Below are 14667 nucleotides of genomic sequence, written 5' to 3'. Positions count from 1 at the left end.
CTCAAAGCCACCACGACACACCCGACAGTGCGGCCAGCAATACGGCGGCGCCCAGCTGCACGATCCGCGACAGCGCCACCGCGCGACGCAGATCGGCCACAGCGGGCGCTCGCCCGTCGCCGAGGGTGGGGCGGATCTGCAGCTCGTGCCGATACTGCGTGGGTCCGCCCAGCCGCACCCCCAGCGCCCCGGCGAACGCCGCCTCGACCACCCCGGCGTTGGGACTGGGATGACGGGTTGCGTCGCGGTGCCAGGCCCCGGCCGCGCCCGACAGCGATCCGCCGACCAGCGGTGCGCACACCACCATCAACGCCGCGGTCACCCGGGCCGCGACGTAGTTCGCCACGTCGTCCAATCGCGCTGCGGCCCAACCGAATCGGATGTAGCGGGGCGACCGGTGGCCGATCATCGCGTCCAGCGTGTTGATTGCGCGGTACACCAGCACGCCCGGCACTCCACCCGCGGCCGCCCACAGCAGCGGTGCCACCTGCGCGTCAGAGGTGTTCTCCGCGACGGATTCCAGGGCGGCGCGGGTCAGCTCGGAGCCGTCCAGCCGGGCCGGATCGCGTCCACACAGCGACGGCAGCAGCCGGCGCGCGGCCTCGATGTCGTCGCGGTCGAGCAGCCGCGCCATCTCCAGGCCGGTGCGCGCCAACGACGTTCCGCCCAGCGCGACCCAGGTGGCCGTGGCGGTGGCGGCGATCGTCAGCAGCGGGTTGCGACGTGCGGCGGCCTGCTGCACGGCCGTGCCGAGCAGCCCCACCGTGCCGACCGCAAGGCTCACGTGCAGCCCGCCGGCGATTTTCGCGTCGCGGTAGGTGACCTGCTCGAGCTTGGCGGCGGCTCGGCCGAACGCCGCGACGGGATGGCCTCGCTTCGGGTCGCTCAGCGCGAGGTCGGCCAGGCAGCCGAGCAGCACACCGGCGATCTGGATCCGCGTCGCAACCACCTCGGCAGCGTCTCACATGCCCGGCTCGGGCCTGCTTGCTAGGCGATCGACACGACGATCAGCAGCGCGGCCACGACGGCAATCGCGGCCAGCACCCACCACAGCAGCGACGACGTATCCAGGTCCATGAGTGCCAACGTGCCCACTTTCGGCGGGTACTAACGCCCGGGGCGCCGACGTGGTCTACTCGCCTGTATGAAGCCCGTGACCCGGGTCGCCGACCTGCTCAACGCGGCAGCGCCGCTGCTGCCCGCCGCGAACGTGATCATGCAGCTGGCGTTGCGGGCGTCGGCTACGGCGTGCTGGAGAGCCCGGTGGACAGCGGCAACGTCTACCAGCATGCGTTCAAGCGAGCCCGCACCACCGGCACGTATCTCGCGGCGGCCACCATCAGGACCGAGCCCGACCGGGAGCTGATCCACAATGCCGTCGACGTCGCACACCGCCAGGTGCGGTCCACGTTATCGAGCCCGGTGTCCTACAACGCCTTCGACCCCAAATTGCAGCTGTGGGTGGCCGCCTGCCTGTACCGCTACTTCGTCGACCAGCACGAGTTCCTGCATGGCCCACTCGACGAGGTCAGCGCCGAAGCCGTCTATCGCGACGCCAAGCGGCTCGGTACGATGCTGCAGGTGCCCGAGCGCATGTGGCCGCCGGACCTCGTCGCGTTCGACGAGTACTGGAAGCGTTCGCTCGACGAGCTCCGCATCGATCCGCCGGTGCGCGAGCATATGCACGGCGTGGCCGCGCTGGCGTTTCTGCCCTGGCCGCTCAACGCGCTGGCCGGTCCGCTCAATTTGTTCGCGACGACGGGGTTCCTGGCCCCGGAGTTTCGGGCGATGATGCAGCTGGACTGGTCGCAGCGTCAGCAGCGCGGTTCGAGCGGTTGCTGTCCGCGCTGCGGCTGGCCGATCTGTTCATTCCGCACCGCACCTGGATCATCTGGTACCGAATGTACTTGTGGGACATGCGTTTCCGAGCGCGTCGCGGCTGGCGGATCGTCTAGATGGGCCGTCTTGCAGGCAAGGTCGCCATCGGTATCGGGTGGGCGGCGGCCAACCGATTCGCCGACGAAGGAGCCCGCGTCGTGTGCGCCGACATCAGCGGGTGCGAGAACGACATCTCCGAGCGCCTCGGTGCCGGTGCATGTGGACGTCACGAACGGCGCCGACGTCCACCACATGGTCGCCACCGCGCCGAAGTGCCGCGGCAGTTATCTGCCGACGCCGATGGCTCGCTGGGGCGAGCCCACCGAATTAGCCGCCGCCTTACTGTTTCTCGCCAGCGACGCGGCGTCGTTCGTCACCGGCGCCGCATTGGCCGTCGACGGCGACTACTCGGCCAGTGGCCCGATGCTCGGCCGTAGAGTCGAGTCATGACCTTTCCAGCAATCAACCACGTTGCGGTCACGGTGCGCGATGTCGCAGTCAGCGGGCCGTGGTACAGCCGCCTTTTCGGCAGCGACCCGCTCGCCGACGACCACGACGCCGAGGCCGGCTACCGGCATCAGGTGTGGCTGCTGAACGACGGTACCTTATTCGGCATCCACCAGCACGATCGCGGCGTCCCCGACGAGGACTTCAGCGAGCACCGCGTCGGCCTGGACCATGTCGCCTTCGGCTGCCCCAACCGCGCCGAACTGCAGACTTGGGTCACCCGGCTGAACGAGCTGGGCATCGCGCACGGCGGCATCGTCGATGCCGACTACGGGTCAGGCCTGAGCTTCCGCGACCCCGACGGCATTGCGCTGGAGTTCTTCGCCCTGTCGGCGTCCTAGCGCACCGTCGCGAAGAACGCGCGGACGTCGTCGACGAACAACTTGGGTTGTTCGAACGCGGCGAAGTGACCGCCGCGCGGCATATCGGTCCAGTGCGTGATGTTGTAGTTCGGCTCGCACCACGTCCGCGGTGACTTCAGCAGTTCACCCGGGAAAGCGGCTACGCCGGTGGGCAATTCGACGCGACCTCCCCCGCCCCAGACGCTGAAGCTCTCCCAGTACAGGCGAGCCGACGACGCGGCGGTGTTGGTCACCCAGTACACCATCACGTTGTCGAGTAGCTCGTCTCGGCTGACCGCGTTCTCCGGGTGACCGTCGCAATCGGCCCAGTCCCAGAACTTTTCGACGATCCACGCCAGTTGTCCGACAGGCGAGTCGGCCAGGCCGTAGCCGAGAGTCTGCGGCCGAGTGGACTGCTGCTTGGAGTAGCCGGTGCCCCACTTGCGGTGGTTGGCCAGCGCGGCCAGGGCCGCCTTCTCCTCCTCGGTCGGGTTGTCGAGGTTGCCCGGACGACCGATCGGCATGTTCAGGTGAATCCCCGCGCAGTGGCCGCCGTTTCGGCCGATCTGCGTGGTGACCGCCGCACCCCAGTCCCCTCCCTGCGCGCCGTAGCGGTGGTAGCCGAGGCGCAGCATCAGGTCCTCCCAGGCCGCCGCGGTTTTCTCCACGCCCCACCCGGTGCGGGTGGGCTTGCCGGAGAAGCCGTATCCGGGCAGCGACGGACACACGACGTGGAAGGCGTCCTCGGCACGCCCGGATGCCGGATTGGTCAGCGGCTCAATCACCTTGTGGAATTCCACAATTGAGCCCGGCCAGCCGTGCGTAATCACCAGCGGGAACGCGTCGGCGTGCGGGGAGCGCTGGTGAATGAAATGAATGTCCAGTCCGTCGATGTCGGTGACGAATTGGTCGAAGCGGTTGAGCGCGGCCTCGCGAGACCGCCAGTCGTAGTCGCTGGCCCAGTACTCGGCCAGTTCGCGGGTGTAGGCCAGCGGAATGCCTGACTCCAGTCGTCCACACATTCGGCTTCCGGCCATCGGGTGCGCGCCAGGCGCGACCGCAGATCGTCGAGTACGTCGTCGGACACGTCGATTCGAAACGGCTTCACGCATTCATACTGCCGCCGTGGGAGAACCGCCCGACAGCCGCCCGTCGCTCTTACTGTTCTCTTAATATTTGGTAGCTTGTCCGCCATGACGGAAGCGATCGCCACCGGCGCGCGGCGCCATCTGCGCTCTCTCGCCGAGGCCGCGGCGGCATACCGCACGGTGCAGCGCCGCGTCGATGCCCTGCTCCGGGGCCGCGCCGGCGTGTGTGAGCACGGCGTGCCGGCCTGCCCCGACTGGTCGATTCGCCAGACGGTGTGTCACCTGGCCGGCGCCGCCCAGGACATCGTCGCGGTCAATCTCGACAACACGGGCACCGACGAATGGACGCAGGCCCAGCTCAACCGTCTGGCCGATCACAGCGTCGACGAGGTCCTCGATCTGTGGGCGACGGCCACCGAGGCGGTTGCCGCATACTTGGCGGACAGCCCGAAACTTGTTGACGCCCAGTCGGTTTTCGACGCCCTGACGCATGAACACGACATCCGCGGCGCGCTCGGCGAACCCGGTTATCGGACAGCGGATCCGGCGTTCGCCGTGGCCGCCGGATTCGTGACGACGATGGTCGACCGGACCATCCGGCGCAATGCGCATCCCTACCTGCAATTGACCACCCCGACGACGGGAACCACCCAGCTCGGCGACCCCGCCAAAGCGCCCAGCCGAATCGCGGTTGAACTCACCGATTTCGAGGCGCTACGTGCCTTCGGCGGACGGCGCAGCCACCGTCAGCTGGCAGCCCTGCCCTGGGACGGGGACGCCGACGCGCTGCTGCCGATCTTCCACAGGGGCGCGGTGCGGCCGCCGGCCGCTGACCTTCACGAGTGAACGGGCGTCACCAGGCGTCGTCGAGGTCGGCGCCCTCGCCACGCTCGGCGTCCGTCACCCGACGATCCGCTTCCTGGATCAGCTTGCGGACCTCGTTCATCAGCTCACGCATGTCGGCGCGCAGGGCATCAACCGCGGCATACAAATCGGCCTTGGTTGCCGGTTGATTCGCCGCCGATAACGGCCCGACGGCCGGTGCCGCCTGGCCCGCACTGGCGCTCTCGACACCGGGTTGCTCGCTCACGCCCCCAGACAATGCCACACCCCGGTCATTGGCGACAATGGTTCGCCTCGCGTTCAGCCGAATGCCAACTATCCGCCGCGACCGGCCCCTTCGAGGAGATCGGCTGCCCTGGCGACGCTTTCGGCGGGTCGGGTCATCTTGGTGGCCAGCTCGCAAGCCCGCGCGACGCGGTCCGGCTGCAGAATCGCGCGCAGCCTCGCGGCCAGCGAATCCGTTGTGGTGGAACGGAATTCGCGGCCGAAGCCGACTCCTAGCCGGGTGATCGCCGCCGCCCACACCGGTTGGTCGTCGGCCGCGTGCCACAGGATCAATGCCGGGATCCCGGCGCGCAGGCCGGCGGCCGTGGTTCCGGCGCCGCCGTGGTGCACGACCGCGCGACAGGCCGGGAAGACCGCCGCGTGACTGACCGCGCTCACCAGCTTCACCCGGTCGGACGTGGCGCCGGCTAAGCCACTGACCAACGCCCGCTCCCCCAATCGCGCGCAGGCCGCGGTGATCATGGCGAGCGTCTCGGCGGGATCGGGCAGTGTCATCGCGCCGCCGAAACCGAAATAGATCGGTGGTGTTCCCGCGGCAATCCACGACAAGACCTCGGCGTCGGCGTCGGTCGGCAACTCCAGCGTCAGCGCCCCGACGAACGGCCGTCGCTTCCCCTGACCCGCCCATTGGGCGGCCAGGCCGGGAAAGCAGAACTCCTCATATGCCTGGATCTCCAACGGTTCTCGTGCGGGAGCGGCGACATCCGGCAAGCCCAGATCGTGACGTTGAGCCTGCTCGGCCTGCCGCGTCAGCGCCCCGATCACGCCACCCGGGACCGCGGGGTCGCCCGGGAAGAAGTGCAATGCGGCATGCGGGATTCCGTAGTACTCCGCGACATTGGCGGCCACCCGTTGCTCGCCCTTGCCCGTCACCAGCAGGTCGGCCCCGTCCGCCAGCGTTTTGAAGCCCGTGCTCCAGTCGGTCAGGATCTGGGTGACGCGGCGCGCGACGTCGTCCGGTCCGTTCAGCGGCGTCGGATTCGTGCCGAACGGAACCGCGGCCAGTCCCGCCAATGCGACGAAGCCGAGCATCCAGGGCGGCACCGCCAGGCACACGTCGTGCCCCCGGCCCCGCAGCTCGCGGGCGATCGCGGCGAACGGCTCGACATCGCCGCGAGTGCCATAACCGGCCAGGACGAATTTCACCAACGGAGCCTAGAACGGCCAGTGTTCGGAGGTCATAACCGCGTTGACTTCGCCGGGCTTCCCGTCTTGTACCACTCGATAAGCGACACTTGCTCCCTAGAGCGTGTCTTTCATGATTGCGAAGGTGTCAGCCCGTTCCGTAGGCTCGAAACCCGAGCGTAGGAATATATCCTGGCACGGCCCATTGACCTCGGTCGGCGTCACGATGCCCAAGATGGATGTCCCTCCATCTTGCTCACGCACGAGTTGCAGGATCTGCCTAAGTGCGTTAACTTCGACATCCTTGCCGAGCACGCGGCAGCTCATCACGAACTGGCGTACCACACTGTCGCTGACGAAGACCGCGCCGACGAGGCCGTAATCAGCAAACTTGTCCTGCACGCTCAGGGCGAACACCGCGCCCTTCTTCTCGATGAATGTGGTGATTTCCGCCAACGTCCACTTTAGGCCGGTCGTGTTGAATTGGGTGGTTTTATTCGCCAGCTCCAGCACACGTGGAAGCAGGGGCGAATCAATTTCAGTGATGTGATCGAGTTGGCTGCGGATTTGCAGACCTTTCAGGAACGACTCGCGATCCATCGAAGCCATCTCCGCATTGCTCGCCACGATGCCACGATAGGAGGTCTCACGGTTCATCGCTTCTTCAGTCATGAGGCTGCGTTGGGTTTCGGCGGCCCACAACAGAATTCGGCGCGTAACGAACGGGTTGCCGCCGATCACGCGGATGCCCGGCACACGATTCAGCACTTCGCTGCGCTCAACCGGATTGTCGTCGACGAAAAGCGCGCTTTTCGCGGTCAGGTGCAACTCGGACAGGATAGCCCGCACGTTGTCGGATTTGGACTCCCAGTTGATCTTCGGCGCTACAAAGTCGTCTAGGGTGAGCCACGGCAGGCTGACCGCGCGTGACCATCGATCGCGCACCACGTACTCGTCGTTTTTCGAACACACCGATACGACGATGCCCCGCCGCCGCAGGTAATGCACGGTCTCCCACATGCCGACCGGCCAGTTGTGTAGGTCGGGCCACTGGCGCCCGGTTTCGTAGTGCTCGGCGATCTGCCCGCGCCACAAGGTGTTATCGAGGTCGAAGATGACGATCTTCACCTGGTCGACTTGCTGCGCGACGCGATGCAGATAGCGGATTTGGTCGAGTACCAATTGAAAAAAGGGCTTCGATTGCACCTGATACAGCTCTGTGGGGTCGGGCACCGGCTCGGCCCGCGCACGGTCCGGTGCCGACCAGACAGGCCAGTTATCGTGCTGCGCCCACTCCTCGTTGAGCGCCGTGTGGCTGCCGAGTACGGAGCCGTGGCTGTAGAAATAGACAATGTCATCGAGAAAGTTGCGTTTGCCGTACGAGTTAGCAAGGCTGTTCACGTCCGCCACATAAGCGTTCTTGTACTTGCTGCGCACCAGGTGTGCGAGCTCACGGTTCAATTCGGTGATCAGCGTCGTTAGGTCGGCTTCGCCGCCGAGGCCGGCAAGACTGGGCGCTGCATGGCCTTGGGGCACAAAGAAATTGGCGACCAACGTCAGTAGCCCGTGCTGCACGTTGTAAGCCATTGCGGCATCGAGCATCGCGGCCAAGATGGCACGTGAGTCGCCGAGGATCTCGTCGAAACCTTGCGCCTGATCGATATCGAAGATGCGCACGATGCGGTCGGTCAGCACCTCGCGCAACGAGATTTGGATGTACTGCAGCTGGCAACCATCGAGTTGTGCGGCCTCCAGCGGCGCCAACTCCTGGAAATTGTTCAACGGAATGTAGTGCACCTTGAGATCGGGATCGATCTCGCGGAAACGGTTCCAGTATTCCTCGCTCAGGCAGGAGCCGACCAGCAGCATTTTCTTAAGCGGCGCATCGGTGACTTGCAACTCGGTTGGGAACAGGTAGCTCGAAATCCCGATTCGTTCGACTGCCGGTCCCGCATCTGGCATATCGGCGGCGAGGAGGGCGTCAGCCTGGCGGGCGATGAATTCGTGGAAGCGGCGTCCGCGCGGCGTGTCCGGGATTCGGTGTCTCTGATGAAAGAGATGCAAGATCCAACGTCGGCGGAGTGCACTCAGACCGGGGAGCCCCTGGTCCCTGCCGGACCGAGAGAAGCGTCCACCCGCTCGACCCGGATCGGCGCCTCGATCGGTATCGATGACGGGGTCCGTGTAAAACCGGTCTTCCTGCATACAGCCTCCGCTGTCGTTTTGGCTCGGAGCACACCCTCCTCCGCAGTGCGCGTTCGGCACATTTAAAGCATAGGGACCGCCGAGCCGATGAGTGCCGAAGTCTAGACAAGTATGGAATTCGATGTGGAACTCTCGCCGTACCGCGACTGAAAGAACATCGTGCGACGGTTCAGTTGCGTGGCGGAATCCGGGATCCGGATGAAGTTACCATGCGGAACCATGCCGTTGACCTGCAACGACATTGGTGGGCGCGGACGGTATCGAACCGCCGACCGCTGGTGTGTAAAACCAGAGCTCTACCACTGAGCTACGCGCCCTCTATGCCCGCCGCAGGCTACACGCCCGCGCACCGGGAGCTCAAACTCTCAGCCCCGCAAAGCCTCCAGCGCCTCGGTCCACAGTCGCTGATCGCGGGCCTCGCCGGGCTCTTTCATCTCGGCAAACCGGATGATCCCGGTCCGGTCGACGACGAAGGTGCCGCGGTTGGGATAGCCGGCGTGGTCGTTGAACACGCCGTATGCCTGACTGACCTCGCCGTGCGGCCAGAAGTCCGACAGCACCGGAAACGTGAACCCGCTCTCGGCGGCCCAGACCTTGTGCGTCGGCGGGGGCCCCACCGAGATCGTCAGTGCCACACTGTGGTCGTTGTCGAAGTCGGGCAGGTGATCCCGCAGCTCATTCAGCTCGCCCTGGCAGATCTTGGTGAACGCCAACGGGAAGAACACCAGCAGCACGTTCTTATCGCCGCGATAGCCGCTCAGGGTGACGCGCTGTTGGTTCTGGTCGCGCAGGGTGAAATCGGGGGCGGTCGTCCCGACCGGCAGCATTACCGCTTCCCGGCGCGCGACTTCGGTTGCACCAGCCGGCTGGCGCTCCAGTCGCCCAGGTTGACTGACGAGGTCGGCATCAGGCCGGCGGTCGGCGCCGCCTCGGCGATCTCGGCGGGCAGCACATGGCCGGGCTTGCCGGTCTTGGGCGTCAGCACCCAGATCACGCCGTCCTCGGCCAGCGGGCTGATCGCGTCCATCAGGGTGTCCACCAGGTCGCCGTCGCCGTCTCGCCACCAGAGCAGTACGACGTCGACCACCTCGTCGGTGTCCTCGTCGAGCAGCTCGGAGCCGCAGGCTTCCTCGACTGCCGCGCGGATGTCGTCATCGGTGTCCTCGTCCCAGCCGAACTCCTGGACAACCTGATCTCGTTGGACGCCCAGCTTGCGAGCGTAGTTCGAGGCGTCATCCACCGCGACCACCGTGGGACCTCCTAACAACACACCCTGCGCGCCATGCGATTGGAGATTATCGTCGCACAGCCAGAACCTGGTTCACACTCCGCCTCAGAAGGACGCCAGGCACAATTTCAGCGCCTTGGTCTTGGTGTCGTTGAGCTGGTCGACCCGACGGTTGAATTCGCCGGTCCCCGCATGGGTGCCGATCGCGTTCGCCACGCCGCGCGCCGCGTCGATATACGCGTTGAACGCGTCCTTCAGCTGCGGCGACAACGCATCGCTGAAGTTGTTGCTCACCGTCGAGGCGCTGTTGTTGAGCGCGTCGATGGCCGGGCCCTCGAACGGGCCGGTGCCACGGCCGCCGTTGAACGCCCCGACATAGGCATTGACCTTGTCGATGGCTTCCTTGCTGGTGGTGGCCAGCGTGTCGCACGAGCCGCGCACCGCCTTGGTGGTCAACGATTGCTGCCGCTGCGACTCCCGGATGCTGGACGTTGCGATCGAGGCGGACACCGACGACGACACCGACTGCCGGTAGGCCGGCGCCACCTTCGTGTCGGGGGTTGCGGTGCCGTTGGTCACGGTGGTACAGCCCACGATGCCCATCAGCACGGTGGCCACGCAGCCGAGCGCCAGCGCGCCGCGCTTGGGGAACTCTCCCCCACGCGGGCGCGGGACGACTTTCCATCCGGTGAGCACAGTTTGTGACGTTACCGGGTGCCGATTGCCGACGCCGTCAACGCACTGATGTTTCGTGTCGTTCGCCGGCGATCCGATTGCGGCTACCCGCCCGAGGCGTCGGTACGGCACGATAGGAAGTCGAACACGCATGCAGGTACCGCCGACAACAGGAGTAGTGCGTTGACGACCGAGTTCGCGCGCCACGATTTGGCCAAAACCCCAAGCAACGGAAGCGAACCCGATCGCGTCCGGGTGATCCGGGACGGTGTCGCGTCCTATCTGCCCGACATCGACCCCGAGGAAACCTCGGAGTGGCTGGAGTCCTTCGACGAGCTGCTGGAGCGCTCGGGTCCGGCGCGGGCCCGCTACCTGATGTTGCGGTTGCTGGAACGCGCGGGCGACCAGCGGGTGTCGCTGCCGGCGCTGACGTCGACCGACTACGTCAACACGATCCCGACCGAGCTGGAGCCGTGGTTTCCTGGCGACGAGGACGTCGAGCGTCGCTTCCGGGCCTGGATCCGCTGGAACGCCGCGATCATGGTGCACCGCGCCCAGCGTCCGGGAATCGGCGTGGGGGGCCACATTTCGACGTACGCCTCGTCGGCGGCGCTCTACGAGGTCGGCTTCAACCACTTCTTCCGCGGCAAGGCGCACCCCGGCGGGGGCGACCAGGTGTTCATCCAGGGCCACGCGTCCCCGGGGATCTACGCGCGGGCTTTCCTGGAGGGGCGGCTGAGCGCCGACCGGCTCGACGGCTTCCGGCAGGAGCACAGCCACCCCGGCGGCGGCCTGCCGTCCTACCCGCACCCGCGGTTGATGCCCGACTTCTGGGAGTTCCCGACGGTGTCGATGGGCCTCGGCCCGATGAACGCCATCTACCAGGCCCGCTTCAACCACTACCTGCACGACCGCGGCATCAAGGACACCTCGGATCAGCACGTGTGGGCGTTTTTGGGCGACGGCGAGATGGACGAGCCGGAGAGCCGCGGCCTGATCCAGGTGGCCGCCAACGAGGCGCTGGACAACCTGACCTTCGTCATCAACTGCAACCTGCAACGTCTCGACGGCCCGGTGCGCGGTAACGGCAAGATCATCCAGGAGCTGGAGTCGTTCTTCCGCGGCGCCGGCTGGAACGTCATCAAGGTGGTCTGGGGCCGCGAGTGGGACGCGCTGCTGCACGCCGACCGCGACGGCGCGCTGGTGAACCTGATGAACACCACACCCGACGGCGACTACCAGACCTACAAGGCCAACGACGGCGCCTACGTGCGCGACCACTTCTTCGGCCGCGACCCGCGCACTAAGGCGCTTGTGGAGCACATGACCGATTCGGAGATCTGGAACCTCAAGCGCGGCGGCCACGACTACCGCAAGGTCTACGCCGCCTACCGCGCGGCCGTAGACCACAAGGGACAGCCGACGGTGATCCTGGCCAAGACCATCAAGGGTTACTCGCTGGGCGCGCACTTCCAGGGCCGCAACGCCACGCACCAGATGAAAAAGCTTGCGATAGAAGACCTTAAGTACTTCCGCGACGCCATCCGAATTCCGATCAGCGACGCCCAGCTCGAGGAAGACCCGTACCTGCCGCCGTATTACCACCCCGGACCCGACGCCCCCGAGATCCGCTACATGCTGGACCGGCGTCGCCAGCTGGGCGGCTTCCTGCCCGAACGCCGGACGAAAACCAAGGCGCTCAAGCTCCCCGACAGCGACACCTACAAGGCGCTGAAGAAAGGTTCGGGCACCCAGGAAGTCGCCACCACGATGGCGTTGGTGCGTACCTTCAAAGAAGTGTTGCGGGACAAGGAAATTGGCCCACGCATCGTGCCGATCATTCCCGACGAGGCCCGCACGTTCGGCATGGACTCGTGGTTCCCGTCGCTGAAGATCTACAACCGGCTCGGCCAGCTGTACACGGCCGTAGACGCCGAATTGATGTTGGCGTACAAGGAAAGTGAAGTCGGCCAGATCCTGCACGAGGGCATCAACGAGGCCGGCTCGGCGGCGTCGTTCACCGCGGCCGGCACGTCGTACGCGACGCACAACGAGCCGATGATCCCGCTGTACATCTTCTATTCGATGTTCGGCTTCCAGCGCACCGGCGACGGCCTGTGGGCCGCGGCCGACCAGATGGCGCGCGGGTTTGTGCTGGGGGCCACCGCGGGGCGCACCGCCTTGACCGGTGAGGGCTTGCAGCACGCCGACGGTCATTCGCTGCTGTTGGCCGCCACCAACCCGGCGGTGGTCTCCTACGACCCGGCGTTCGCCTACGAGATCGCCTACATTGTCGAGAGCGGGCTGGCGCGGATGTTCGGCCCGAACCCGGAAAACATCTACTTCTACATCACCATCTACAACGAGCCGTATGCGCAGCCGCCGGAGCCGCACAACCTGGATCCCGAGGGCGTGCTGCGCGGGATCTACCGCTACCAGGCGGCCAGCGAGCGGCGCACCAACACCGCACAGATCCTGGCCTCCGGGGTCGCGATGCCGTCGGCGGTGAAGGCCGCCGAGATGCTGGCCGCCGAATGGGATGTGGACGCCGACGTGTGGTCGGTGACCAGCTGGGGTGAGCTCAACCGCGACGGGCTCGCGATCCAGCAGGCTCAGCTGCGCCATCCCGACAAGCCGACCGGCGTTCCGTACATCACGAAGGCGCTCGAAGGGGCCGCCGGTCCGGTGATCGCCGTGTCGGACTGGACGCGCGCCGTGCCCGAGCAGATCCGGCCGTGGGTGCCGAACACCTTCGTCACGCTGGGCACCGACGGGTTCGGCTTCTCCGACACCCGGCCCGCCGCGCGGCGGTACTTCAACACCGACGCGGAGTCTCAGGTGGTGGCGGTGCTCGAGGCGCTGGCCCGCGATGGCGAGATCGACCCCTCGGTGCCGGTCGCGGCCGCCCGGCAGTACCGCATCGACGACGTGCAGGCCGCTCCGAAGCAGACGTCCTATTCCGACGTCGCATAACGGCCCCGACAACCCGCCGAGCGCGCGGCCAGCCGCGCGGTGGACGCCGAGCGCGCAACCAGCCGCGCTCGCCGTCGAAACCGCCACAACCCGCCGGGCCTTTGGCGGAAACTTCCAGAAATCGGGCGTAGCTTTTAGGGATGACCGACAACCCGTTCGCCGGCCCGTTCGCCAAGCACCCGAGGTCGCCGCTGGAGACCCTGAACACGGTCCCGGACTCCGTGCTGCGACGGCTCAAGCAGTACTCCGGGCGGCTGGCGACCGAGGCCGTGACCGCCATGGGCGAGCGATTGCCGTTCTTCGCCGAGCTGGAAGCCTCCCAGCGGGCCAGCGTGGCGCTGGTGGTGCAGACGGCCGTCGTCAACTTCGTTGAGTGGATGCAGGACCCGCACAGTAACGTCAGCTACACCGCGCAGGCCTTCGAGCTGGTCCCCCAGGAGCTCACCCGCCGCATCGCGTTGCGCCACAGCGTGGACATGGTCCGGGTGACCATGGAGTTCTTCGAGGAGGTCGTGCCGCTGCTGGCCCGCTCCGAAGAGCAGCTGACCGCGCTGACGGTCGGCATCCTGAAATACAGCCGCGGCCTGGCGTTCAGCTTCGCCTCGGCCTACGCCGACGCCGCCGAGGCGCGGGGCAGTTGGGACAGCCGGATGGAGGCCAGCGTCGTCGACGCGGTGGTGCGCGGCGACACCGGCCCCGAGCTGTTGTCCCGGGCGGCGGCGCTGAACTGGGACACCACCGCTCCGGCGACGGTCGTCGTCGGCACCCCGGCGCCCAGCCGCGACAGCACCAACGGCGAGGTCGTCACTGGGCGAGCCAGCCAGATCGTCCGCGACACGGCCGCTCGGCACGGGCGCGCGGCCCTCACCGACGTGCACGGCACCTGGCTGGTGGCCATCGTGTCGGGTCACTTGTCGCCGACCGACAAGTTTTTGGGCGATCTGTTGAGTGCATTCGCCGACGGCCCCGTGGTCATCGGGCCCACCGCCGCGATGCTGACCGCGGCCTACCACAGCGCCAGCGAGGCCATCTCCGGCATGAACGCCGTCCGCGGCTGGGCCGGCGCCCCCCGGCCCGTGCACGCCCGGGAGCTGTTGCCGGAGCGGGCCCTGATGGGCGACGCCTCGGCCATCGTGGCGCTGCACACCGACGTGATGGGACCCCTGGCCGACGCCGGACCGACTCTTATAGAAACTCTTGACACTTACTTATATTGCGGCGGCGCGATCGAGGCCTGCGCGCGCAAGTTGTTCGTTCATCCAAACACCGTGCGCTACCGGCTCAAGCGCATCACCGACTTCACCGGGCGCGATCCCACCCAACCGCGCGACGCGTACGTGTTGCGAGTGGCGGCGACGGTCGGCCAACTCAACTACCCCACCAACCCCTCTAGTGTTGGTAACAGCGCGGTAACGGCGGTTCCGCTGCCGGTCAGAGGGAGTTCTGCGGCGTCATCGGTGCGATAGTGATCCAGGCAACAGATCGCGGCACGATATCGAATACGTTGCTTGTGGAGCGG

General features: G+C 66.6%; 12 protein-coding genes, 1 tRNA gene and 2 pseudogenes. 6 read left to right on the top strand and 9 right to left on the bottom strand.

What is annotated here, in order from left to right; all coding sequences use genetic code 11:
* Nucleotide 1: 1 nt before the first annotated feature.
* Nucleotides 2-949 (bottom strand): cobalamin biosynthesis protein, encoded by a 948-nt coding sequence (locus T428_RS0101445; RefSeq protein WP_025735067.1) that lies wholly within the window; start codon nucleotides 947-949, stop codon nucleotides 2-4.
* A gap of 195 nt (nucleotides 950-1144) precedes the next feature.
* Here T428_RS0101445 and T428_RS24975 point away from each other — a divergent pair.
* The 3 genes and pseudogenes from T428_RS24975 to T428_RS0101425 all read left to right on the top strand — a co-directional run bounded on the left by T428_RS24975 (nucleotide 1145) and on the right by T428_RS0101425 (nucleotide 2726).
* Nucleotides 1145-1955: pseudogene (locus T428_RS24975) on the top strand (oxygenase MpaB family protein).
* Between the two features lie 175 nt (nucleotides 1956-2130).
* Nucleotides 2131-2328, top strand: a complete 198-nt coding sequence (locus T428_RS32505) for an SDR family oxidoreductase (protein WP_156942840.1) — start codon at nucleotides 2131-2133, stop codon at nucleotides 2326-2328.
* The gene (locus T428_RS0101425) at nucleotides 2325-2726 is read left to right on the top strand and encodes a VOC family protein (RefSeq protein ID WP_025735065.1); all 402 of its coding nucleotides are present in this window, start codon (nucleotides 2325-2327) and stop codon (nucleotides 2724-2726) included. The genes T428_RS32505 and T428_RS0101425 overlap by 4 nt, the downstream gene beginning before the upstream one ends.
* Here T428_RS0101425 and T428_RS24970 read toward each other — a convergent pair.
* Nucleotides 2723-3834 (bottom strand): annotated as a pseudogene (locus tag T428_RS24970) (epoxide hydrolase family protein). The gene T428_RS0101425 and the pseudogene T428_RS24970 overlap by 4 nt on opposite strands.
* Before the next feature lie 85 nt (nucleotides 3835-3919).
* Here T428_RS24970 and T428_RS0101415 point away from each other — a divergent pair.
* Nucleotides 3920-4660: a maleylpyruvate isomerase N-terminal domain-containing protein gene (locus T428_RS0101415; RefSeq protein WP_025735064.1), complete on the top strand. Its 741-nt coding sequence runs from the start codon at nucleotides 3920-3922 to the stop codon at nucleotides 4658-4660.
* Between the two features lie 7 nt (nucleotides 4661-4667).
* Here T428_RS0101415 and T428_RS24965 read toward each other — a convergent pair whose 3' ends face one another.
* From T428_RS24965 to T428_RS0101375, 7 genes are all read right to left on the bottom strand, one after another.
* Entirely contained in the window at nucleotides 4668-4904 is a 237-nt protein-coding gene (locus T428_RS24965) for a hypothetical protein (protein ID WP_025735063.1), read from the bottom strand.
* A gap of 68 nt (nucleotides 4905-4972) precedes the next feature.
* Nucleotides 4973-6088, bottom strand: coding sequence for a glycosyltransferase (locus T428_RS0101405; RefSeq protein WP_025735062.1), 1116 nt, complete (start codon nucleotides 6086-6088; stop codon nucleotides 4973-4975).
* 96 nt (nucleotides 6089-6184) lie between these two features.
* On the bottom strand, nucleotides 6185-8131 hold the full coding sequence (locus T428_RS0101400) for an HAD-IIIC family phosphatase (protein WP_169733605.1): 1947 nt from the start codon (nucleotides 8129-8131) through the stop codon (nucleotides 6185-6187).
* Between the two features lie 383 nt (nucleotides 8132-8514).
* Nucleotides 8515-8589, bottom strand: a tRNA-Val gene (locus T428_RS0101390).
* Between the two features lie 48 nt (nucleotides 8590-8637).
* On the bottom strand, nucleotides 8638-9099 hold the full coding sequence (locus T428_RS0101385; protein ID WP_025735060.1) for a peroxiredoxin: 462 nt from the start codon (nucleotides 9097-9099) through the stop codon (nucleotides 8638-8640).
* On the bottom strand, nucleotides 9099-9521 hold the full coding sequence (locus T428_RS0101380; protein ID WP_025735059.1) for a DUF3052 domain-containing protein: 423 nt from the start codon (nucleotides 9519-9521) through the stop codon (nucleotides 9099-9101). Before T428_RS0101380 ends, T428_RS0101385 begins: the two co-directional genes overlap by 1 nt.
* An 84-nt stretch (nucleotides 9522-9605) precedes the next feature.
* Nucleotides 9606-10196, bottom strand: coding sequence for a hypothetical protein (locus T428_RS0101375; protein ID WP_025735058.1), 591 nt, complete (start codon nucleotides 10194-10196; stop codon nucleotides 9606-9608).
* Between the two features lie 162 nt (nucleotides 10197-10358).
* Between T428_RS0101375 and aceE the strand changes: the two genes are divergently transcribed.
* Both aceE and T428_RS0101365 read left to right on the top strand, forming a co-directional pair.
* Nucleotides 10359-13148 carry a pyruvate dehydrogenase (acetyl-transferring), homodimeric type gene (aceE, locus tag T428_RS0101370; protein ID WP_025735057.1) on the top strand — a complete coding sequence of 930 codons (2790 nt, stop codon included), beginning with the start codon at nucleotides 10359-10361 and terminating at the stop codon, nucleotides 13146-13148.
* Between the two features lie 140 nt (nucleotides 13149-13288).
* A complete protein-coding gene (locus tag T428_RS0101365; protein ID WP_025735056.1) occupies nucleotides 13289-14614 on the top strand; it encodes a PucR family transcriptional regulator in 1326 nt (441 codons plus the stop codon).
* Nucleotides 14615-14667 lie beyond the last annotated feature (53 nt).

Origin of the sequence: Mycobacterium genavense ATCC 51234, assembly GCF_000526915.1 — a bacterium.
Taxonomy (GTDB): domain Bacteria; phylum Actinomycetota; class Actinomycetes; order Mycobacteriales; family Mycobacteriaceae; genus Mycobacterium; species Mycobacterium genavense.
Note: the sequence above shows the minus strand (reverse complement) of the source record. Positions and strands in the feature narration are given on the sequence as shown.

Bases quoted from the DNA above. Each gene is read 5' to 3' on its own strand.
- T428_RS0101425 (WP_025735065.1), top strand. From the start codon at position 2,325: ATGACCTTTCCAGCAATCAACCACGTTGCGGTCACGGTGCGCGATGTC.
- T428_RS0101415 (WP_025735064.1), top strand. From the start codon at position 3,920: ATGACGGAAGCGATCGCCACCGGCGCGCGGCGCCATCTGCGCTCTCTC.
- T428_RS32505 (WP_156942840.1), top strand. From the start codon at position 2,131: ATGGTCGCCACCGCGCCGAAGTGCCGCGGCAGTTATCTGCCGACGCCG.
- T428_RS0101365 (WP_025735056.1), top strand. From the start codon at position 13,289: ATGACCGACAACCCGTTCGCCGGCCCGTTCGCCAAGCACCCGAGGTCG.
- T428_RS0101385 (WP_025735060.1), bottom strand. From the start codon at position 9,099: ATGCTGCCGGTCGGGACGACCGCCCCCGATTTCACCCTGCGCGACCAG.